The 20520-nt window shown below is 73.6% G+C and carries 19 protein-coding genes; 16 read left to right on the forward strand and 3 right to left on the reverse strand.

What is annotated here, in order from left to right:
• Positions 1-23 precede the first annotated feature (23 nt).
• The 8 genes from IF09_RS42720 (at position 24) to IF09_RS0108730 (ending at position 9384) form a co-directional block, all read left to right on the forward strand.
• Entirely contained in the window at positions 24-473 is a 450-nt protein-coding gene (locus tag IF09_RS42720; RefSeq protein ID WP_078613132.1) for a WD40 repeat domain-containing protein, read from the forward strand.
• A gap of 51 nt (positions 474-524) precedes the next feature.
• Positions 525-911, forward strand: coding sequence for a VOC family protein (locus IF09_RS0108700; RefSeq protein WP_030293648.1), 387 nt, complete (start codon positions 525-527; stop codon positions 909-911).
• A 296-nt stretch (positions 912-1207) separates the two neighbouring features.
• Positions 1208-2815 (forward strand): benzoylformate decarboxylase, encoded by a 1608-nt coding sequence (mdlC, locus tag IF09_RS0108705; RefSeq protein WP_030293650.1) that lies wholly within the window; start codon positions 1208-1210, stop codon positions 2813-2815.
• A gap of 39 nt (positions 2816-2854) precedes the next feature.
• Positions 2855-4261 (forward strand): FAD-binding oxidoreductase, encoded by a 1407-nt coding sequence (locus tag IF09_RS0108710; RefSeq protein ID WP_030293655.1) that lies wholly within the window; start codon positions 2855-2857, stop codon positions 4259-4261.
• Entirely contained in the window at positions 4258-5706 is a 1449-nt protein-coding gene (locus IF09_RS0108715; RefSeq protein WP_030293657.1) for a cytochrome P450, read from the forward strand. Before IF09_RS0108710 ends, IF09_RS0108715 begins: the two co-directional genes overlap by 4 nt.
• Positions 5707-5795: 89 nt before the next feature.
• Positions 5796-7151 (forward strand): lipase family protein, encoded by a 1356-nt coding sequence (locus IF09_RS0108720; RefSeq protein WP_234320921.1) that lies wholly within the window; start codon positions 5796-5798, stop codon positions 7149-7151.
• A 59-nt stretch (positions 7152-7210) separates the two neighbouring features.
• Complete coding sequence (locus tag IF09_RS0108725; RefSeq protein ID WP_078613134.1) at positions 7211-9133, forward strand: peroxidase family protein; 1923 nt, start codon at positions 7211-7213, stop codon at positions 9131-9133.
• Positions 9130-9384: a hypothetical protein gene (locus IF09_RS0108730; RefSeq protein WP_030293662.1), complete on the forward strand. Its 255-nt coding sequence runs from the start codon at positions 9130-9132 to the stop codon at positions 9382-9384. Before IF09_RS0108725 ends, IF09_RS0108730 begins: the two co-directional genes overlap by 4 nt.
• 107 nt (positions 9385-9491) lie before the next feature.
• Here IF09_RS0108730 and IF09_RS0108735 read toward each other — a convergent pair whose 3' ends face one another.
• Positions 9492-9848 (reverse strand): ArsR/SmtB family transcription factor, encoded by a 357-nt coding sequence (locus IF09_RS0108735; protein WP_030293664.1) that lies wholly within the window; start codon positions 9846-9848, stop codon positions 9492-9494.
• Between the two features lie 71 nt (positions 9849-9919).
• Between IF09_RS0108735 and IF09_RS0108740 the strand changes: the two genes are divergently transcribed.
• The 6 genes from IF09_RS0108740 (at position 9920) to IF09_RS0108765 (ending at position 17891) form a co-directional block, all read left to right on the forward strand.
• Positions 9920-10948, forward strand: coding sequence for a cation diffusion facilitator family transporter (locus IF09_RS0108740; RefSeq protein WP_234320922.1), 1029 nt, complete (start codon positions 9920-9922; stop codon positions 10946-10948).
• A gap of 113 nt (positions 10949-11061) precedes the next feature.
• The gene (locus tag IF09_RS0108745; RefSeq protein WP_030293667.1) at positions 11062-11418 is read left to right on the forward strand and encodes a VOC family protein; all 357 of its coding nucleotides are present in this window, start codon (positions 11062-11064) and stop codon (positions 11416-11418) included.
• Positions 11419-11592: 174 nt separating this feature from the next.
• Positions 11593-13998 (forward strand): ATP-binding cassette domain-containing protein, encoded by a 2406-nt coding sequence (locus IF09_RS0108750; RefSeq protein ID WP_030293668.1) that lies wholly within the window; start codon positions 11593-11595, stop codon positions 13996-13998.
• Between the two features lie 212 nt (positions 13999-14210).
• Positions 14211-14573 (forward strand): SAV_915 family protein, encoded by a 363-nt coding sequence (locus IF09_RS0108755; protein WP_030293671.1) that lies wholly within the window; start codon positions 14211-14213, stop codon positions 14571-14573.
• A 16-nt stretch (positions 14574-14589) separates the two neighbouring features.
• Positions 14590-15924: a diaminopimelate decarboxylase gene (lysA, locus tag IF09_RS0108760; RefSeq protein ID WP_030293672.1), complete on the forward strand. Its 1335-nt coding sequence runs from the start codon at positions 14590-14592 to the stop codon at positions 15922-15924.
• Between the two features lie 329 nt (positions 15925-16253).
• A complete protein-coding gene (locus IF09_RS0108765; RefSeq protein WP_030293673.1) occupies positions 16254-17891 on the forward strand; it encodes an FAD-dependent monooxygenase in 1638 nt (545 codons plus the stop codon).
• Here IF09_RS0108765 and IF09_RS0108770 read toward each other — a convergent pair.
• Positions 17816-18562: a DUF4386 domain-containing protein gene (locus tag IF09_RS0108770; protein ID WP_030293674.1), complete on the reverse strand. Its 747-nt coding sequence runs from the start codon at positions 18560-18562 to the stop codon at positions 17816-17818. The two genes, IF09_RS0108765 and IF09_RS0108770, sit on opposite strands and share 76 nt — an antisense overlap.
• Before the next feature lie 119 nt (positions 18563-18681).
• Here IF09_RS0108770 and IF09_RS0108775 point away from each other — a divergent pair, with 119 nt between their 5' ends.
• Positions 18682-19404 (forward strand): TetR/AcrR family transcriptional regulator C-terminal domain-containing protein, encoded by a 723-nt coding sequence (locus IF09_RS0108775; protein WP_030293675.1) that lies wholly within the window; start codon positions 18682-18684, stop codon positions 19402-19404.
• Between the two features lie 9 nt (positions 19405-19413).
• The gene (locus tag IF09_RS0108780) at positions 19414-20034 is read left to right on the forward strand and encodes an L-threonylcarbamoyladenylate synthase (RefSeq protein ID WP_030293676.1); all 621 of its coding nucleotides are present in this window, start codon (positions 19414-19416) and stop codon (positions 20032-20034) included.
• A 30-nt stretch (positions 20035-20064) separates the two neighbouring features.
• Here the strand turns inward: IF09_RS0108780 and IF09_RS0108785 are convergent, their stop codons facing one another.
• Complete coding sequence (locus IF09_RS0108785) at positions 20065-20487, reverse strand: ribonuclease domain-containing protein (RefSeq protein WP_030293677.1); 423 nt, start codon at positions 20485-20487, stop codon at positions 20065-20067.
• Positions 20488-20520: the final 33 nt, after the last annotated feature.

The raw sequence follows: 20520 nt of genomic DNA on the forward strand, positions 1-20520 counted from the left end.
TTCACCGTTCACGTTCAGCCCCGATGGCCGGACGCTCGTCAACACCGACCACCGGCAGGCGCTTTCCGTCACCACGGTGTGGGACGTCGGCGACCCCGCCCGGCCGGTGGCCCGGGGCGGCCCGCTCGGCTGGTTCGGGCAGCCGGCGGACGTGCACGGCGCTCGCCTTCAGCCCGGACGGCGCCGCCCTGGTCAGCGGTGGGGCCGACACCACGGTCCGGCTGTGGGACGTGGCGGCGCGCGCCCCGCTGGGCGGGCCACCGACCGGGCACATCCTGCCGGTCGGCGACGTGACCTTCGCGCCGGACGGCCACACCCTCGTCACGGCCGGCCGGGACGACACCGTCCGGCTCCGGGAGACCGACCCGGCGCGGCTGCCGCCCCGGCTGTGCGCGGCCACCGCCGGGCCGCACGACCGGGAGCTGTGGCAGCGCCACGTACCGGGCACCCCGTACGCCCCCGGCTGCGGCTGACGGGCCCCACTCACGAGGCGCACGCCGCACAGAGGGTTTAGGTTCGTCGGCATGGTGCATGTACTGGGCAGCCGGGTCCTGCTGACCCCCACGGACCCGGAGCGCTCGCGCGCCTTCTACGGCGGCACGCTGGGGCTCGCCGTCTACCGGGAGTTCGGCACCGGGCCGGATCGCGGCACCGTCTACTTCCTGGGCGGCGGCTTCCTCGAGGTCTCGGGCCGCGCCGAGACCCCGCCGGCGCCCGGGCTCCGGCTGTGGCTGCAAGTCGCCGACGTGCAGGCGGCGTACGAGGAGCTGCGGACGCGGGGGGCCGAGGTGCTGCGGCCGCCCCGGCGGGAGCCCTGGGGCCTGATCGAGATGTGGATCGCCGACCCGGACGGTGTCCGCATCGCGGTGGTGGAGGTCCCGGCGGACCACCCCCTGCGCTTCCGCCCCTGAACGAGCCGCACGGCTCGACCGGCGTACGCCGGCTTTCGCGGGGGCGGGGGCGTGTACCGGCCGAGTCCGGCGCGCCCCCGCCGGTGGAGTGAATGCGCGCTCCACCCATCGGGGGGACATCCGGCCCGGCCCGTGGACGCGGCGTCAACCGCGCCCGGGCGCGGGGCCGGTACCGGGGCGGGTCCGCACCATGCGCGTAGCAGACGCGGGTGGTCCGTGGAGGCCTTTTGTAAAGATCAACTCAGTGTGCTGGATTGATCACCGACAGTGCCCCCGGCTGCGCGGAAGGACACCGAATGCGCACGGTTCGAGAATCAGTCCTGGACGTTCTACGAGCACGCGGTATCACCACGGTCTTCGGCAACCCCGGTTCGACCGAACTGCCGATGCTCAAGCGGTTCCCTGAGGACTTCCGGTACGTGCTCGGCCTCCAGGAGGCCGTCGTCGTCGGTATGGCCGACGGTTTCGCCCTCGCCTCCGGAACCACCTCCCTCGTCAACCTGCACACCGGTCCCGGCACCGGCAACGCGATGGGCGCGATCCTGAACGCCCGCGCGAACCGCACCCCGATGGTCGTGACCGCAGGCCAGCAGGTGCGCGCCATGCTCACCATGGAGGCCCTGCTTTCCAACCCGCAGGCCACCCTGCTCCCCCAGCCCGCCGTCAAGTGGGCGTACGAGCCCCCGCGCCCCGCGGACGTCCCGGCCGCCCTGGCCCGCGCCGTGCAGGTCGCCGAAACCCCGCCCCACGGGCCGGTGTTCCTCTCCCTGCCCATGGACGACTTCGACGCGGAGCTCACCGAGTCGGAGGACCTGGCCGGCCAGGCGGCCGCGGCCCGCCGGATCACGCACGCCGCCGCGCCCGATGCGGCAGCGGTCGCGGCGCTCGCCGAGCGGATCTCCCGCGCCCGCTCCGCCGTACTCGTCGTCGGCGACGACGTCGACGCCTCCGGCGCCTGGGACGCCGTCCTCGCGCTCGCCGAGCGCACCGGGCTGCCCGTCTGGGCGGCGCCCGTCTCGGCCCGCGTCTCCTTCCCCCGCAGCCACCCGCAGTTCCGCGGGGACCTGGCCCCGGCGATCGGCCCGCTCGGCCGCCAGCTCACCGGGCACGACCTGGTCGTCGTGGTCGGGGCGCCCGTGTTCCGCTACTACCCCTACGTCCCGGGCTCGCACCTGCCCGAGGGCACCGAGCTCGTCCTCCTCACCCGCGACGCCGAGGAGGCCGCCAAGGCCCCCGTCGGGGACGCGGTCGTCGCGGACCTCGCGCTGACCGTACGGGCGCTCACGGACCGGCTCCCGGCCGGCAGCGGGACCACGCCCGCGCCGCACGAGCAGGTGCGGTTCCCCGAGGCGGCCGACGGCGTCCTCACCCCGCTCGCCGCCATGACGGCCATCGCGCAGGGCGCTGCGCAGAACACCCTCTGGGTCAACGAATCGCCCTCCAACGTCCCGCAGTTCCACGAAGCCACCCGGATCAGCACCCCGGGCTCCTACCTGTTCTCCGCGGGCGGCGGACTCGGCTTCGGGGCCGCCGCGGCGGTCGGCGCCCAGCTCGGCGCACCCGGGCGGCCCGTGGTCTGCGTCATCGGCGACGGGTCCATCCACTACGCCGTGCAGGCCCTGTGGACCGCGGCCATGTACAAGGTCCCCGTCACCTTCGTCGTCCTGAGCAACGCCAAGTACGCGATCCTCCAGTGGTTCGCGCAGCTCGAGCACGCCCAGGGCGCGCCCGGCCTCGACATCCCCGGTCTCGACATCACGGCCGTCGCCGACGGCTACGGGGTGCGCACCCACCGGGCCCACGGAGCGGGTGAACTCACCAAGCTCGTACGGGACTCCGCGGCCCAGCAGGACGGACCGGTGCTCATCGACGTACCCGTGACCACCGAGCTCCCCTCCCTCTGAGCCCGGATCCAGCCCCCACCATCACCAGAAGGCCCCCACATGTCCCCCGACACCCCCCTCCTGTCCCGCCTGCGCACCCTCCTCACCGACCACGCCGACGTCCTGCACACCGACCCCGAGACCCTCGCCGCGCACGCCCGCGACGCGGCGCCGTTCTCCGAGGCCGGCACGCCCGCCGTCGTCGCCTTCCCGCGCACCGCCGAGCAGGTCCGGCACATCATGCGCACCACGTACGAACTCGGCGTCCCCGTCGTCCCGCAGGGTGCCCGCACCGGTCTCGCGGGCGCCGCGAACGCGATCGACGGCTGTGTCGTCCTGAGCACCGCCCGGATGAACCGCATCCTCGAGATCGACCCCGCCAACCGGCTCGTGCGCTGCGAGCCCGGCGTGGTCACCAAGCGCCTGAACGACGCCGCCGCCGAGTACGGGCTCTCGTACCCGCCCGACCCGGCGTCCTGGGAGCACTGCACCATCGGCGGGAACATCGCCACCGGCGCCGGCGGCATCTGCTGCGTCAAGTACGGGGTCACCGCCGACTACGTCCGCGGCCTCGACCTCGTCCTGGCCGACGGCCGCCGGATGCGGACCGGGCGGGACACGGCCAAGGGGGTCGCCGGCTACGACCTGACCCGGCTGCTCGTGGGCTCCGAGGGCACCCTGGCCGTGATCGTCGGCGCGACGCTCGCGCTGCGTCCCGTACGGCCGCCCGCCCTGGCCCTGCTCGCCCAGTTCCCGACCCTGACGGCGGCCGGGGACGCCGTCGCCGCGATCACCACGGCCGGGCACGTCCCGTCCGCCCTCGAACTCCTCGACCGGGCCACCTCCCAGGCCGTCGCCGACCACGGGCACCCGATGCTGACCCCGGGCGCCGCCGCCACGCTGATCATCGAGAGCGACACCGCCGACCCCGGGCGGGACCTCGCGGCGATGGCCCTCCTGTGCAAGGAGGCCGGGTCCCGGAACCTGGTCACCGCCTCCAGCGCCGAGGAGTCCCGGCAGGTCATCGAGGCCCGGCGGCTGGTCACCCCGGCCCTGGGAGCGTTCGCCGCCACCCTCGGCGGGAGGCCGACCGCCTTCATCGAGGACGTGGCCGTGCCCCGCTCCGAACTCGCCAAGTTCATGGGCACCATCGAGGAGATCGCCGTACGGAACCGGCTGCGGATCTTCACCCTCGGCCACGCGGGGGACGGCAACCTGCACCCGACCGTCGTCTTCGACGAATCGGACGCGGACGAGTTCCGCCGCGCCCAGACCGCGTACGACGACATCATGGCCGCGGGCCTGGCCCTCGGCGGCACCAGCACCGGCGAGCACGGCATCGGCACCCTCAAGCGCGAATGGCTGACCCGCGAACTCGACCCGGTCAGCCTGGAGCTGCAGCGCGGACTCAAGCGCCTCTTCGACCCGAAGAACCTGCTCAACCCCGGCAAGGTCGTGGAGGCATGACCGAGGCCACGGAACGCACCACCGCCGCCGGAACCGACGCCGGAACCGCCGAGACCACCGCCGAGACCACCGCCGGGCCCCCGGCCGAGACCGACGGCCAGGTTTCCGCCCCCGCCCTCGCCGTACCGCGGCCCGCCCGGGCCGGGCGCGCGGAGACCGTCCGGTTCGCCGCCACCCACACGCTGCCCGCGTTCGTCCGCGGGGCCTTCCAGGTGCGGCCCCGGGTCGTGGCGGCGTACGCGGCCCTCGGCCAGCAGGGCTGGTCGGCCGCGACCCTGCGGGCCATGCGGGCCCGGCACGGCGGGGCGCCCGTGGAGGTGCGCGGCCTGTCGGGGACCCTGCTGGTCCTGCTGGACCCCGCCGACGTCCGGCGGTTCTACGAACTGCCGGTGCGCACCCTCGCCATGGACGCGCCCGACAAGTACAAGGGCCTGTCGCTGCTGGAGCCCACGGGCGTCATCTGCTCCCACGGCGACACCCGCGAGGAGCGCCGGCGCCTCAACGACGAGGTGCTCGCGGCCGACCGGCCCGTGCACCCCTCGTGCACGGAGTTCCAGGCCGTCATCGCGCAGGAGGCGCCCGCCCTGATCCAGGGCTCCGAGCTGGACTTCCCGCTGCTGCGCCGGACGGTGGCCCGGATCGGGCGCCGGATGGTCCTCGGCGACGCGGCCGCGGGCGACGAGGAGCTCGCCCGGTGGCTGCTGGTGATCCGCGAGGAGGCCAACTGGATGCGGATGCGCAAGGGGCGTGCCGTGGCCGCCGAGGCGCTGTACCGCAAGGCCGCCGCCCGCGTCGAGGAGTACGCCGCCCGGGCCGAGCCGTACACCCTGGCCGCGCTCGCCCGCAGCCACCCCGCCGCCGCCGGACCGGACGCGGCCGCGCTGGACGCGGTGGGCCAGGCCCACCACTGGCTGCTCGCCCTCGACGCCGTCGCCCCGATCGTGGCCCGCACCCTGCTGCTCCTCGCCGCGTATCCGGCCGAGCAGGAGGCGCTGCGGGCCGAGGTGGACGGCGGGGGTGCGGAGCTCCCCCGGCTGCGGGCCTGCGTACAGGAGACGCTGCGGCTGTTCCCGGTCGTGCCCGACCTCGTACGGGTCACCCGGGCCGAGACGGAGTGGCGCGGGGTCCACTACCCGGCGGGGACGGCCGTACTGGTGCCCGCCCTGTTCCACCAGCGGGATCCCGAACACATCCCGGCCGCGCACCAGTTCGTGCCCGGCCGGTGGCTGCGGCCCGGCGCGGCCCAGGACATCCGGATGGCGCCCTTCAGCCACGGCGGCGGGCGCTGCCCCGGCGAGCACCTGGGCGTGCTGACGGCGGCCGAGCTGGCCGCGGCGGTGCTGCGGGGCCACCGGGTGACGGGCGGCCGGCCCGCGGTGGACCCGTGCCTTCCGTTGCCCGGCATCATCTCGGCGGGCATCCGGCTCACCCTCGCCCAGCGCTGACCACGTGCGGCGGCGCGGGACCGGCAGCCGCCGCTTCCCGCGACCGCACGGCCGTCACCGCTCCCCACCATGCCCCGGAGGGCACCTGCATGACCGATGCCATGACCGCCGTCACCGGGCCGGAACCGGAGATCGAGTCCCTGCACCACCTGTGCCGCCTGCTCGCGGAGGCCGCCGAAGGGGTGGGGGACGCCTCCCGGTACGCGTCCGAACTCGCCCTCGGCACGCGGCTGCCGCGCACCGCCCGCGGCGGCGCCGCCCGGCGCACCCTGCTGCGGACGATCACCGACCCGAAGGGGCTGGGCTGGGCCCCGCGCGGCCGCGGGCTCGCCCGGATCGGCTGGCTCGCCGGGGTGTTCACCAGCCGCGAGAGCCTCGCGGTGAGCCTGGCCGTGACGGGCCTCAAGGCCCGGATCCGGGCCGCCGCCGTGACCCACCCCGAGCTGCTCGGCGACCCCGACACCGCGCGCGTCCTGAGAGCCGTCGAGGGAGACCGCCAGCGGGAGGCGATCCGCGTCTTCCGTTCCCTCCTCGGGAACAAGGGCGCCGAGCGTGCCTTCGCCCTGCTGGCCCCCTCGTTCGCCGACATCCTCGCGTGGAGCGCCCTCACCGACGAGAACCCCCTCAACGACGCGGCGGGCTGGGAGGTCGCCACGGGCCGGACCCTGGCCGGCGCCGATCCGATCCTCGGCGTCAGCGGCCGGGTCTGGGCCCTCCTCGACCGGGGCCCCGGCCGGGCCGAACCGTTCGTGCCCTCCCCCCGGCTCGCCGAGTGCCTCGACACCACCGGCACCATCACCGGGTACGTCCGCAACATCGACGCGGTGGGCACCGATGGAACGCTGCTGGTCCAGCAGGTCGTGGGACCCGACGGCGTCCAGCGGTACGTCGTCCAGCTCGCCGGCATGTCCGGCGTCAGCGACGAGAGCCCCCAGGACCTGCTGGGCGCGGTGCACGCGGTCGCGAGGCCGGCCACCCCCTACTCGAGGGCCGTCGCCAAGGCGCTGCGCCAGCTGATCCCCTCGGGCTGCGAACTGGCCCTGGTGGGCCACAGTCTGGGCGGGATCACCGCCATGAACCTGGCCGCCGACCGGGACTTCTGCGGCATCCACCAGGTCACGCACGTCGTCGCGGTCGGCTCCCCCATCGACGGCAAGCGCCCCGCCGATCCCCGGACGCGGGTGTACTCGCTGGTCAACGAGCACGACGTGGTGCCCAGCCTGGAGGGCCGCTCGTCGGTCTCCCCGTACGCGCTTCCGGCGCAGTTCACCGAGTTCACCTGGACCGACGACACGCACGCCTTCCCGCTGTGCCATGCCGCCGAGCGGTACGCGCACAACCTCGAGTACGAGGTTCCGGAGGCGAGCGCGCTCGTGGACGCGGACCTCGCGCCCTTCCGGGGCCGGGTGACCGCCACCCGCTTCTTCCGGCTCTACGACCGCTGACCGCGGCGCCGCCGACCCCGCCCCGCCCATCCCTGTCCGCCTTCCGCTGGAGAACACCCATGACCGACTCCACCTCCACCGAGCACACCGCGGCCCCGCGCGAGGGGATCCCGGCGGCCCCGGCCGCCGACGCGGGCGTCCCCGCGCAGGCCACCCGCCCGGGCCAGACCCCCGCGTACGGCCCGCCCGGGCTCCTCGAACGCCTCGGCTCGGCCGCCTTCGCCCGTGTCAACCGCACCCGCGAATGGCACGAACTGCCGCTCCCCCTCGGGCTGCTGAACCTCCGGGTGCTCCGCGACGACCTGCGCCGCAAGAACCTGTACGACACGTACGACGCGGGCGGGGAGCGCCGCAGGCGTCCGACCCGGGCGCTCGCGCCCTACCGCTCGTACGACGGCTCGGGCTACGACCCGTACGACGAGGACATGGGCCGGGTCGGCACCCGGCTCGACCGCAACGCCCCGCTGCACCTGGTGTTCCCCGACTCCGACGAGGAGCTGCTGTCGCCGAGCCCGCGCGAGATCAGCAGGCAGCTGCTGGCCCGCAAGGGGTTCGTGCCCGCGCCCACGCTCAACCTCCTGGCCGCGGCCTGGATCCAGTTCGAGAACCACGGCTGGGCCAACCACGGCGACAACGAGGAGGCCGAGCCGTTCACCGTCCCGCTCGCCGAGGACGACGACTGGGCCGAGCACGGCGGCACCTGCCCGATGCGCGTGAACCGCACCCGCCCCGACCCGGTCGCGCACACCGCGGCCGACGTGCCGCCCACGTACGAGAACACCGTCACGCACTGGTGGGACGGCTCGCAGGTCTACGGCTCCGACGAGGCCCGCTGCCGGGCGCTGCGCACGGGCGAGCACGGGCGGCTCATCGTCGAGGACGGCCGGCTGCCCGCCGATCCCCGGCCCGGGAAGTCCTGCCTGGACTGGACGGGCATGAACAGCGACTACTGGGCCGGCCTGTCGCTGCTGCACACGCTGTTCGCCAAGGAGCACAACGCGATCTGCGACTACCTGCGCGCCCACTACCCGGCCTGGGACGACGAGCGGCTCTTCCACACCGCGCGGCTGGTCAACACCGCGCTCATGGCGAAGATCCACACGGTGGAGTGGACGCCGGGCATCCTCGACACCCCGGTGCTGCGGCACGCGATGGACGCCAACTGGTACGGGGTGCTGCCGCGCTGGGTCCGCCGGACGTACGGACGCGTCGGCAAGGGCGAGATGCTCAGCGGAATCCTGGGCTCCCCGACCGACCACCACGCGGCGCCGTTCTCGATGACGGAGGAGTTCGTCTCCGCGTACCGGCTGCACCCGCTGATCCCCGACGAGCTGGCCGTCCGCGACCACCGCGCGGGCGCGGTGCGCTCGACGATCGGCTTCGACGAGATGCAGGGCGCGACCACCCGTTCGTCGGTCGACGCGTACGGCATGAGCGACCTCTTCTACAGCTTCGGCACCGCCCACCCCGGCGCCCTCGTCCTGCACAACCACCCGGACGCACTGCGCAATCTGGCCCGGCTCACCGGCGAGCACATCGACCTGGGCACCGTCGACATCCTGCGCGACCGCGAGCGCGGGATCCCCCGTTACAACGCGTACCGGCAGATGCTGCGCAAGCGCCCGGTCACCTCCTTCGAGGAGCTGACGGGCGGGCACCCGGGCGACACGCCGCTGCTCAAGGAGCTGTACGAGGGGCGCCTGGACCGGGTGGACACACTGGTCGGCAATCTCGCCGAGCCGCGGCCGGCCGGCTTCGGCTTCAGCGACTCGCTGTTCCGGATCTTCATCCTGATGGCGAGCAGGCGACTCAAGAGCGACCGCTTCTTCACCACCGACTACCGGCCCGAGGTCTACACGGCGGAGGGCCTGGAGTGGGTGGACCGGAACGGCATGGTGTCCGTCCTGCTGCGCCACCACCCCGAACTGGCCCCGGCCCTCGACGGCGTGACCAACGCCTTCGCGCCCTGGAGGGCCCTGTGACCGCCATTCCCGCGCCGCGCACGGAGCAGCAGCAGCGGTACGAGCCCGCCGAGGGGCTGCGAGCCCACTCCGCGGCGCTGCTCCGGCACGCGCAGCGGCTGCGGGCGGGGGCCGTGGCGCTGGACTGGAAGGGTCCGCAGGCCGAGGCCTTCCGGTGGCGGATCGAGGACCTGGCCGACCGCTGCGCGACGGCGGCGGCCGGCCTGGCGCGGTCCGCGGAGCAACTGGACGCGGCCGCACGCACCCGCTGACGCCGGGGCCGGCCGCGCTCGCCGTAGCGCCATCCGTAGCCGTGAGCGTTGCCACGACGGTGACCGCAGCCGCCAGGACCTGGCGTCCTGCGGACACCCACCCCGGGTCATACCCTGCCGTGGCCGGAGCGATCGGGCGCGGCTGCGGCGAGCGCCTCGGCGACGAGGCGCCGCAGGTGGTCGTCGGTCAGGGCGTAGACCACGCGGCGGCCCTCCTTGCGGGTGGTCACCAGCCCCGACATCCGCAGCCGGGCAAGGTGCTGGCTGACGGCCGGCCGGGCCGCTCCCACCGCCGCGGCCAGGCTGCCGACATCGGCCTCGTCCGAGGCCAGGGCGTGCAGGAGGGCGAGGCGGGTGCGGTCGGCCAGCAGGCCCAGGATCCCTGCCGCCGCCTCGAAGGCCGACGGGCCCGGTTCTTGCGGGTGCGAACCCTGCGCAGGTGATAGGTGCATGCGTGCGCTCATACGCACACAATAGGCAGGGTGGATGCGTGCATCCACCCTGCCCTGTCGTCCGCGTCGGAAGCGAGCGCGCTGTGAGCCACCACCACGAGCACCACCAGGGGTCGTTCCGGGCGCGGCTGCGGCACCGGCTCTCGCACCTCGCGCACGCGTTCACCCCGCACAGCCACGCGGCGTCCGACAAGGTCGACCCGGCGCTGGAGACCTCCCGCCAGGGCATGCGCACGCTGTGGCTGTCCCTGGGCGTCCTGGGCCTGACCACGGCCGTCCAGGCCTGCGTCGTCGCCGTGTCCGGGTCGGTGGCCCTGCTCGGCGACACCGTCCACAACGCCGCCGACGCACTGACCGCCGTACCCCTCGGCATCGCCTTCGCCCTCGGCCGGCGCGCGGCGAACCGCCGCTACACCTACGGCTACGGGCGCGCCGAGGACCTGGCCGGCATCGTCGTCGTCCTCACCGTCGCCGCCTCCTGCGCCCTGGCCGGCTACCAGGCCGTGGACCGGCTCCTGCACCCCCGCGAGATCACCGGGCTGTGGGCCGTCGCGGGCGCCGCGGTGGCCGGTTTCCTCGGCAACGAGTGGGTGGCCCGACTGCGGATCCGCACCGGCCGCCGGATCGGGTCGGCTGCGCTCGTCGCGGACGGGCTGCACGCCCGCACCGACGGGTTCACCTCCCTCGCCGTACTGCTCGGCGCCGGCGGCACGGCGCTCGGCTGGCAGAGCGCCGACCCGATCGTCGGCCTGCTCATCACCGCGGCCATCCTCTTCGTGGTGCGGGATGCCGCCCGCGAGGTCTGCCGGCGCCTGATGGACTCGGTCGATCCGGCGCTGGTCGACACCGCGCACGACGCGCTGCTCGGCGTGACCGGCGTACGGGGCACCGGGCAGGTCCGCATGCGGTGGATCGGGCACGCGCTGCGCGCCGAGGCCGACATCGTCGTCGACCCGCACCTCACGGTGGTGCAGGCACACGCCCTGGCCGTCGAAGCCGAGCACGCGCTCATCCACGCCGTTCCCCGGCTGACCGCCGCCACCGTCCACATCGACCACACCGCCGACCGCGGCGACCCGCACGCGGTCCTCGCGCACCACGGCGGCCGGTGAGGAACGGACGACCGGACCGGTCAGGATTCGAGAAGCGCGGGCCCGGCGGCCGCGGCTAGCGTGGCCGTCATGGACGTCACCGTCCCCCCACCCCCGCGACTTCAGGAGCGACCATGACCAGCTCTTCCACCCAGGGAATCAAGACCGTGCTGCACCCCGTCTCCGACCTGGCGAAGGCCAAGGCGGTCTACGCCGCGCTGCTCGGCGTGGAGCCGCAGGCCGACTCGTCGTACTACGTCGGCTTCGAGGCCGGGGGCCAGCACATCGGACTGGTGCCGGGCGGCGGACCGCAGGGCATGACCTCGCCGGTGGCCTACTGGCACGTGGCGGACATCGAGGCGAAGCTCGCCGAGGTGACCGCTGCGGGCGCCACCGTGAAGGAGTCCGCGCACGACGTCGGCGGCGGCCGCCTGGTGGCCACCTTCACCGACCCCGACGGCAACGTGCTCGGGCTGCTCCAGGACAGCTGAGGACCGCACGTCCTGCGGCGCCCCGGCCGGGCGCACCACGCGGCCGGGGCGTCGGCGGCCGTACGGGCCGCAGCGCAGAAGGACCGGACGTACGGGCCGGAAGCTGGTTGGATCGAGCCGGGCGACGACGACGGAGACCACGAAGGCGGCCTCCGCTGAGCAGATGGAGACACGATGAGCAAGGCCACGGGGACGGACGCGCAGTCGCCTGCGCTGCACGGCGCCGACAGCCATGACCTGATCCGCGTGCACGGCGCGCGCGAGAACAACCTCAAGGACGTCAGCATCGAGATCCCCAAGCGCCGCCTCACGGTGTTCACGGGCGTCTCCGGCTCGGGCAAGAGCTCCCTGGTGTTCGACACGATCGCCGCGGAGTCGCAGCGGCTGATCAACGAGACCTACAGCGCCTTCGTACAGGGCTTCATGCCGACGCTGGCGCGGCCCGAGGTCGACGTCCTCGAAGGACTGACGACCGCGATCATCGTGGACCAGCAGCGGATGGGCGCCGACCCGCGTTCCACCGTCGGCACCGCCACCGACGCCAACGCGATGCTGCGCATCCTCTTCAGCAGGCTCGGCACCCCGCACATCGGCCCGCCCAGCGCGTACGCGTTCAACGTCCCCTCGGTCCGGGCGAGCGGTGCGATCACCGTCGAGCGCGGTGCCAGGCAGACGGTGAAGGCGACCTTCAACCGCACCGGCGGCATGTGCACCCGCTGCGAGGGTCGCGGTTCGGTCTCGGACATCGACCTCACCCAGCTGTACGACGACTCCAAGTCGCTCTCCGAGGGCGCGTTCACGATCCCCGGCTGGAAGTCGGACAGCCAGTGGACCGTACAGGTCTACGCCCAGTCCGGCTTCGTCGACCCGGACAAGCCGATCCGCAAGTACACCAAGAAGGAGATGCAGGCCTTCCTGTACGGCGCGCCGGTCAAGGTGAAGGTCAACGGTGTCAACCTCACCTACGAGGGGCTGATCCCCAAGCTGCAGAAGTCGTTCCTGTCCAAGGACAAGGAGGCGATGCAGCCGCACATCCGGGCGTTCGTGGAGCGGGCGGTCACGTTCACCACCTGTCCGGAGTGCGACGGCACCCGCCTCAGCGAGGGGGCCCGGTCCTCGAAGATCAAGGGGATCAGCATCGCCGACGCCTGCGCGATGCAGATCAGCGACCTGGCCGAATGGGTCCGCGGCCTCGACGAGCCCTCGGTCGCGCCGTTGCTCGACGCGCTCCGGCAGACCCTCGATTCGTTCGTGGAGATCGGGCTCGGCTACCTGGCGCTGGACCGGCCGGCGGGCACGCTGTCCGGCGGTGAGGCGCAGCGCGTCAAGATGATCCGCCATCTCGGCTCCTCGCTGACCGACGTCACGTACGTCTTCGACGAACCCACGGCGGGCCTGCACCCCCACGACATCCAGCGGATGAACGACCTGCTGCTGCGGCTGCGGGACAAGGGCAACACGGTGCTCGTCGTGGAGCACAAGCCGGAGATGATCGCGATCGCCGACCACGTCGTCGACCTCGGCCCCGGCGCGGGTCAAGCGGGCGGCGCCGTCTGCTTCGAGGGAACCGTCGAGGGGCTGCGGGCCGGCGGGACGCTCACCGGCCGCCATCTCGACGACCGGGCGGCCGTCAAGGAGAAGGTGCGCACGGCGACCGGCACGCTGGAGATCCGCGGGGCGACGGCGAACAACCTGCAGGACGTCGACGTCGACATCCCGCTCGGGGTGCTCGCGGTCGTGACCGGAGTCGCCGGCTCGGGCAAGAGCTCGCTCGTCCACGGATCACTGCCTGGAAAACCGGGGCCTGCGGGCGAGGAAGTGGTGTCGATCGACCAGACCGCGATCCGCGGCTCGCGGCGGAGCAACCCGGCGACGTACACGGGGCTGCTCGAGCCGGTCCGCAAGGCGTTCGCGAAGGCCAACGGCGTGAAGCCGGCCCTGTTCAGCGCCAACTCCGAGGGCGCCTGCCCGACCTGCAACGGCGCGGGCGTCATCTACACCGACCTGGCGATGATGGCCGGGGTCGCCACACCCTGCGAGGAGTGCGAAGGGAAGCGCTACCAGGCATCGGTGCTGGAGTACCACCTCGGCGGCCGCGACATCAGCGAGGTGCTGGCGATGTCGGTGACCGAGGCCGAGGAGTTCTTCGGCGCCGGCGAGGCGCACACCCCGGCCGCGCACCGCATCCTGGGCAGGCTCGCCGACGTCGGGCTCGGCTACCTCAGCCTCGGCCAGCCGCTCACCACCCTGTCCGGCGGCGAGCGGCAGCGGCTCAAGCTGGCCACCCACATGTCCGACAAGGGCGGCGTCTACGTCCTCGACGAGCCGACCAACGGCCTGCACCTCGCCGACGTCGAGCAACTGCTCGGCCTGCTCGACCGGCTGGTGGACTCGGGCAAGTCGGTCATCGTCGTCGAGCACCACCAGGCCGTCATGGCGCACGCCGACTGGATCATCGACCTCGGCCCCGGCGCCGGCCACGACGGCGGCAGGATCGTCTTCCAGGGCACACCGGCCGACCTCGTCGCCGCCCGCTCCACCCTCACGGGCGAGCACCTCGCGGCCTACGTCGGCGCCTGACCGGCACGCCCACGCACCGTCCGCCCGGCTCTCGGAGCCGGGCGGACGCGTGTCAGCGGCGTGTATGGACTCGGCCCTTTTCCGTCAAGGGCGTGTCAGGGGCCGGCGCGAAGGAGGGGCGGGCGGGGATAGCTTCGGTGTCGCGCCCCGGACTGCCTCCCCGCACTCGGGGCGCCATCCGTCGCTGCTTGCGGTTCCTCAGGGAGGGCCCCATGTGTCTGTTCCGGTACGAAGACGATCCCGAGCCCGAGGAACGGGCCCCGGCCGGGATCCTGTACGTGCCCGTCCGGCCGGGAAGCGGAGCCGGGGCCGTGATCCGGCTGTTCCGTACTGCGCTGGGCGCCCGTACGGCCGTCGGATTCACCAGTACGGGCCGGCTGGCCGCCACGCTCGGCGAGGGCCAGGGCTGGATCCGGCTGTCGGAGTGGGTGCTGCGTGAGCTGTGCGAGCCGCTGGGCGCGAGCCTGATCACCGTCGACCCGACGCTGTCCGCTGCGTCGGCCACTCCGGCGCCCGCTCCGGCGGCTGCGGCCGCGCCGCTCCAGCCTGGCCGGCTCCCGGTCCAGGCCGTCTGAGGGGGGGGAGAGTTCCATGACCGCTGCCACTCTGTCCGAGATCGCCGCGGGCGCGGACGAGCTGTCCGTCTGGCCGGCGTCGACGACCCGTCTCCCGCACGGCGGCCTCGCCGTCGGCGGGGTCTCGCTGGCCGAGATCGCCGACCGCTTCGACACCCCCGCCTACGTACTGGACGAGGGCGAGGTGCGAGCCCGTTGCCGCACCTACCGCGACGCCTTCCCCGACGCCGAAGTCCTCTACGCCGCCAAGGCCTTCCTGTGCCGCGCCATGGCCCACCGCATCGCCGAGGAAGGCCTCGGTCTCGACGTCTGCTCGGCCGGCGAACTCGAACTCGCCGTCACCGCCGGGTTCCCGCCGGAGCGCATCCTCCTGCACGGCAACGCCAAATCACCCCGCGACATCGACACCGCACTGCGCCTCGGCGTCGGCCGGATCGTCATCGACAGCCCCTCCGAGATCGCCCGCCTCGCCGCCGCCGTCGGCCCGAACGGACACCAGAGGGTCCTGGTCCGCGTGGTGCCCGGCATCTCGGCCGGCGGTCACGAGAAGATCCGCACGGGCACCGACGGTCAGAAGTTCGGCCTGTCCCTCAGGGACGGCTCCGCCCAGCACGCCATCACCCGCATCCTCGGCCAGCGCCCGCTCGAACTCGTCGGCCTGCACTGCCACATCGGCTCCCAGATCACCGAGGTGAAGCCGTACCTCTGCGCCCTGCGCCGGATGGTGGGCCTCATGGCCCGCGTCCGCGACACCCACGGCATCACGCTCCCCGAGCTCGACATGGGCGGCGGCCACGGCATCGCCTACCGCCCCGGAGAGCCCGCCCTCGACCTCACCACCCTCGCGCGCCGGCTCCGCGCCGAGCTCGTGGCGAGCTGCGCAGCGGCCGGACTTGCCGTCCCCCGCCTCACCATCGAACCCGGCCGTGCCATTGCCGGCCCCGCCGGAGTGGCCCTCTACCGTGTCCTCGCCGTGAAACGCACCGGGGAGCGGGTGTTCGTGGCCGTCGACGGCGGTATGAGCGACAACCCCCGCCCGGCCCTCTACGGGGCGCGCTACGCACCCCGCCTCATCGGCCGCCCCTCCACCGCCGAACCCCGCACCGCCACCGTCGTCGGCCGCCACTGCGAGGCGGGAGACGTCCTCGCCGCCGACGTCGAACTCCCCGGCGACGTCCACCCCGGAGACCTCCTCGCCGTGCCCGTGGCCGGCGCCTACCAGCAGTCCATGGCCTCGGGCTACAACATGGTCGGCCGTCCCCCGGTCGTCGCGGTCGACGACGGCACGGCCCGGCTCCTCGTACGCCGCGAGACCCTCGACGACTTCCGCCGCCGCGACATCGGCGGCTAGCGAGAGGGGGCGGGAACCGGTCGGTCCGCCGGCCGGCCGGTGTCCCGGTCCGCCCACGATGAGCGCGGCTGGATGCGGGAGCCGAGCAGCCCGGCCTCGTCCCGTGCCTCCTCGGCCCGCTCGTCGCCGCCTGCGTACGGCGGGCCGGGCCGGCGGCGGACGTCCGCGTCGGGGAGGACGGCGGCGCTCGCGACGCTGACCTTGCCCGCCGGTCCGGATGACGATGCCGGGCCGGTGCGGTCCGGCCTCCGGTCCGATCGCCGGGAGCGGGCCTCCGGGCCACCATGGAGGGAGATCGCTCACAGGGGGACCCCGCCCGGGAGGCGCCGATGGTGCACACCGATGGAGCAGCTGCGGACGTCCTGGTGGCAGGCGCCGGCCCGGTCGGGCTGACGGCGGCCGCCGAGCTGCGGCGGCGCGGGATCGCCTGCCGGATCGTCGACCGGCTCCCCGCGAGGCTGCCGTACGCGAAGGCGGTGGGGATCCAGCCGCGGACCCTGGAGATCTGGGACCGGATGGGCTTCGTGCAGGCCGCCCTCGAGGCAGCCGTCCCGATGCGCGGGCAACTGACGTACGTGAACGGCGTGGAGCAGCCCCGGCTGGACCTTGTGCTGCCGCCCGAGGTGCCGTACGGCTTCGCCGCGCTGCCGCAGTACGAAACCGAGCGGATCATCGAGGAGTTCCTGGAGCGCTTCGGTACGCGCATCGAGCGGGGCAGCGAGCTCGTGTCGTTCGTCCAGGACGCGGACGGGGTGACCAGCCGGCTCACGACTCCCCACGGGGAGGAGGAGGTCCGGACCCGTTTCCTGGTGGGCTGCGACGGAGCGCACAGCATCGTCCGCAAGGGGCTCGGCCTGACCTTCGAGGGAGGCGCCTTCCCCGAGGAGTACATGCTCGCCGACGTGGAGGTCGACTGGGACCTGCCGTACGCGTACGGGGTGCGGGCCATGCACCACGACGCCTCGGGCGCCGTCGACGACGTGCTGGTGTGCATCCCGCTGCCGGGCGACCGCCGCTACCGGGTGTCGATGATGGTTCCGCCCGAGCTCTCCGCCGCTCCGCCCGAGGGCGGCGACGGGGTGGTGCACGGCCTGGAGGGCAGCAGCGCCCCCGAACTCGGCCATGTCCAGGCCGTCCTGGACCGGCTGTCGCCGCAGCCCACCACCGCGTCGGCCATGCGCTGGTCGTCCGTGTTCCGGATCAGTCACCGGCTGGTGGACCGGTACGGGGACGGGCGGGTCTTCGTGGCCGGCGACGCGGCGCACATTCATCCGCCGACCGGCGCACAGGGCATGAACACCGGGATCCAGGACGCCTGGAACCTGGCCTGGAAGCTGGCGCTGGCCGTGGAGGGTGCCGCGGCTCCGGGGCTGGTCGCGAGCTACGACGCCGAGCGCCGGCCGGTGGGCGAGGAGGTCGTCGGCCGTACCGTCCGGCACGCAGCCGAGGGCGTCCAGGCGGATCCGGAGGACGCGGAGACGCTGATGCAGCGCCAGGCCCAGCTGCTCGTCGGTTACCGGGGCAGCCCCGTGGTGCAGCGGGCGGACCCGGAGGCCGGTGCAGGCGACGGGCCGCAGCCCGGCGACCGGGCGCCGGACTGCGGCGGGCTCGCCGGGGACATCGCCGCCTATTCGCTGCGGCTGTACGACCTGCTGCGCGGCCGCGAGCATGTGCTGCTGCTGTACGGGCCCGGCCCGGCGCTGGACGGCCTCGCCGAACTCACGTCCGCGGTACGGGGCTTCGCAACGGGCCGGGTCGGGGTGTGCGCGATCCTCAGGGACACCGAGGCGGACCGGCCGGCGCCGGTGCCCGTGTACCGGGACGGCCGGGGCGAGTTCGCCCGGATGTACGGGGTACGGGAGCCGGCGGCGTTCGTGGTCCGGCCGGACGGCTACCTCGGTGCCAGGCTGTGCCCGCCGACCGCCGCGGGGCTGCTCGCCCACTTCTCGACCGTGTTCGCGGGCTGAACGGGCCCGCTGAACCCCTTGGCGAGGAGCCGTACGGCCAAGGTCACTTCCCACGCGAACACCGGGAGGGCGGCGAGCGATCCGGCTACCGAGAGCTGCTCGTAAAGGCCGAACAGCACGGCGGTCGCCGAGGTGCAGATCAGGGCGCCGCCGACCAGTCCCAGTACGGCGACGGGCCGCGGGACGAGCCGCGAGCGGTACATCAGACAGGCCAGGACGAGGGTGTTGGCGCCCAGGACGAAGTTGGGACCGAGCAGGAAGGCCCAGTCGTGGATCGCCACGAGGGTGTGGGCGGCCGTGACCAGGGACGGGCCGTCGGCTCCCGCCGCTCCCGCGGATTCCCTGCGTAGCGTCACCACCGAAAGCACGCTGATGATGCCGACGAGGATGACGGCGGCCTCCAGCAGGCGGCCGCAGACGTAGCCGAGCGCGGCGCCTTCGTTCTGCCTCCTGACGACCGGGTACAGGGCGGCTCCGGTTCCCGTGACCGCCAGCGCGAGGACGAACTCGAACAGCGCCCCGAGGAACACCCGGGTGTCGGCGCCGGCGCCGAGGACGTAGTCGGCGTCGTGCCGCACGGGGCCGTAGAGCGCGAGCCCGCCGATCGCGGCGACCTCGGTGACGAGGAACAGCACACCCGTCACGACGGCGATTTTCCTGGTTGAGCTCATGCGGAACCGACCCCTCTCCCTAGGTGTACGGCGTACACCTAGGCCGTACGTTAGGTGTACGCCGTACACTCGTCAACCCGGGGGTCCCGCCCGGACGGACCACGAGGGAGCTGATCGAGATGACCCGGCAGACGGAAACGGCGCCCCGGACGCCCCTGAGCAGGGACCGGGTGCTGCGCGCCGCCGTCGCGCTGGCCGACGGCATCGGGATCGAGGCGCTGAGCATGCGCAGGCTCGCCCAGGAGCTGGGCGTGGTGCCGATGGCGCTCTACAAGCACGTCGCCAACAAGGAACAGCTCCTGGACGGCATGGTGGAGGCCGTGGTGGGCGAGATCGACCCCCCGGCCCCCGGATCCCACTGGCAGGGCGCGGTCCGGCAGCGGATCCTCTCGGCTCGGGCGGCCCTGCTGGGGCACCCCTGGGCGGCTCAGGTGATCCGGTCACGCACCGGCCCGACCCCGGCGGTGCTCGCGTACGTGGACTCGGTGATCGGGATGTTCCGCGGCGGCGGCTTCTCGGTCGATCTCACCCATCACGTGATGCATGCACTGGGCAGCCGCGTGCTGGGCTTCACCCAGGAGCTGTTCGACGCCGCCCCGGACTCCGGTCCCGAGGGACAGCCGGCCGTGCCCCCGGCGGCCGCGGCGGCCTACCCCCACGTCACGGAGCTGGCCATGGCCGCCGCCCACGACGGCGATTCCGTCGTGGGCGGCGGGTGTGACGATCAGTTCGAATTCGAGTTCGCGCTGGATCTGCTCCTGGACGGCTTCGAACGCCTCCGGCAGCAGGGCTGGACATCGAGCGCCCGTCGCTCGCGCACCGGCAGCGGCCTGATCGCGTAGGCTCGGCCAATGGCCAAGTACTTCGACGTGCACCCCGACAACCCTCAGCAGCGCACCATCGGCAGTGTCGCTGACAGCATCCGCTCCGGCGCGCTCGTCGCGTACCCCACGGACTCCTGCTACGCGCTGGGCTGCCAGCTCGGCAACCGTGACGGCCTCGCCCGGATCCGGTCCATCCGCAACCTGGACGACCGCCACCACTTCACGCTGGTGTGCCAGGACTTCGCCCAGCTGGGCCAGTTCGTGCAGATCGACAACGACGTGTTCCGTGCGATCAAGGCGTCCACGCCGGGCAGTTACACCTTCATCCTGCCCGCGACGAAGGAAGTGCCGCGCCAGCTGCTGCACCCCAAGAAGAAGACGGTCGGCGTACGCATTCCCGACCACGCGGTGACCCAGGCCCTGCTCGCCGAGCTGGGCGAGCCGCTGCTGTCCAGCACCCTGCTCCTGCCCGACGAGCCGGAGCCGCTGACGCAGGGCTGGGAGATCAAGGAGCGGCTCGACTATCTGGTGGACGTCGTGGTCGACTCGGGCGACTGCGGGACCGAGCCGACCACCGTCATCGACTTCTCCGGCGGCGACACCGAGATCGTCCGCCGCGGAGCGGGCGACACCACGCGCTTCGAGTGACGTCGCCCGGCGGCCGTGCGGACAGGCGGGTCAGCAGCCGAAGTCGATGCGCCGGAACGTCGCGTAGTGGTCGGCGGTGTAGTAGTCCTCCTCCCCCTGCTGTCCGGTGATGATCCGGCGCGCCCCGCGGGTCGGCGAGCCCGGCGTCACGACCGTGTACTCGTGGTAGTAGCCGCTGCCGTGGACCGGCAGCAGCCGCTCACGGTTCTGGAAGACGACGCCGTCCTGGGAGTAGGGGAACGGACCGCCCTCGTCGATGAGGTCGAGGGTGTGGTGCGCCTGGGACGGCAGCGCCGAGTGGCAGACGCTGCCGGCCGCTGCCGCGGAGGCGGCCGCGACGGAGACGGGTGCGGAGGCGGGAGCGGAGGCCGCAGAGGCGGCTGGTCCGGTGAGGAGCGCGGCGGCGACCGCCGCGGCGCCGGCGAGGGCCACGAAGGGTGGGGGGATTCTCATGCGGCCCATGATGACGCGCGTAGAGCGGTGACC

Source organism: Streptomyces katrae, assembly GCF_000717655.1.
GTDB classification, from domain to species: domain Bacteria; phylum Actinomycetota; class Actinomycetes; order Streptomycetales; family Streptomycetaceae; genus Streptomyces; species Streptomyces katrae_B.

What these genes read in the sequence shown, in the direction of transcription:
- IF09_RS42720 (WP_078613132.1), top strand. Translation starts at nt 24, where the DNA reads ATGGCCGGACGCTCGTCAACACCGACCACCGGCAGGCGCTTTCCGTCA.
- IF09_RS0108700 (WP_030293648.1), top strand. Translation starts at nt 525, where the DNA reads ATGGTGCATGTACTGGGCAGCCGGGTCCTGCTGACCCCCACGGACCCG.
- mdlC (WP_030293650.1), top strand. Translation starts at nt 1,208, where the DNA reads ATGCGCACGGTTCGAGAATCAGTCCTGGACGTTCTACGAGCACGCGGT.
- IF09_RS0108710 (WP_030293655.1), top strand. Translation starts at nt 2,855, where the DNA reads ATGTCCCCCGACACCCCCCTCCTGTCCCGCCTGCGCACCCTCCTCACC.
- IF09_RS0108715 (WP_030293657.1), top strand. Translation starts at nt 4,258, where the DNA reads ATGACCGAGGCCACGGAACGCACCACCGCCGCCGGAACCGACGCCGGA.
- IF09_RS0108720 (WP_234320921.1), top strand. Translation starts at nt 5,796, where the DNA reads ATGACCGATGCCATGACCGCCGTCACCGGGCCGGAACCGGAGATCGAG.
- IF09_RS0108725 (WP_078613134.1), top strand. Translation starts at nt 7,211, where the DNA reads ATGACCGACTCCACCTCCACCGAGCACACCGCGGCCCCGCGCGAGGGG.
- IF09_RS0108735 (WP_030293664.1), bottom strand. Translation starts at nt 9,848, where the DNA reads ATGAGCGCACGCATGCACCTATCACCTGCGCAGGGTTCGCACCCGCAA.
- IF09_RS0108745 (WP_030293667.1), top strand. Translation starts at nt 11,062, where the DNA reads ATGACCAGCTCTTCCACCCAGGGAATCAAGACCGTGCTGCACCCCGTC.
- IF09_RS0108750 (WP_030293668.1), top strand. Translation starts at nt 11,593, where the DNA reads ATGAGCAAGGCCACGGGGACGGACGCGCAGTCGCCTGCGCTGCACGGC.
- IF09_RS0108755 (WP_030293671.1), top strand. Translation starts at nt 14,211, where the DNA reads ATGTGTCTGTTCCGGTACGAAGACGATCCCGAGCCCGAGGAACGGGCC.
- lysA (WP_030293672.1), top strand. Translation starts at nt 14,590, where the DNA reads ATGACCGCTGCCACTCTGTCCGAGATCGCCGCGGGCGCGGACGAGCTG.
- IF09_RS0108765 (WP_030293673.1), top strand. Translation starts at nt 16,254, where the DNA reads ATGGTGCACACCGATGGAGCAGCTGCGGACGTCCTGGTGGCAGGCGCC.
- IF09_RS0108770 (WP_030293674.1), bottom strand. Translation starts at nt 18,562, where the DNA reads ATGAGCTCAACCAGGAAAATCGCCGTCGTGACGGGTGTGCTGTTCCTC.
- IF09_RS0108775 (WP_030293675.1), top strand. Translation starts at nt 18,682, where the DNA reads ATGACCCGGCAGACGGAAACGGCGCCCCGGACGCCCCTGAGCAGGGAC.
- IF09_RS0108780 (WP_030293676.1), top strand. Translation starts at nt 19,414, where the DNA reads ATGGCCAAGTACTTCGACGTGCACCCCGACAACCCTCAGCAGCGCACC.
- IF09_RS0108785 (WP_030293677.1), bottom strand. Translation starts at nt 20,487, where the DNA reads ATGAGAATCCCCCCACCCTTCGTGGCCCTCGCCGGCGCCGCGGCGGTC.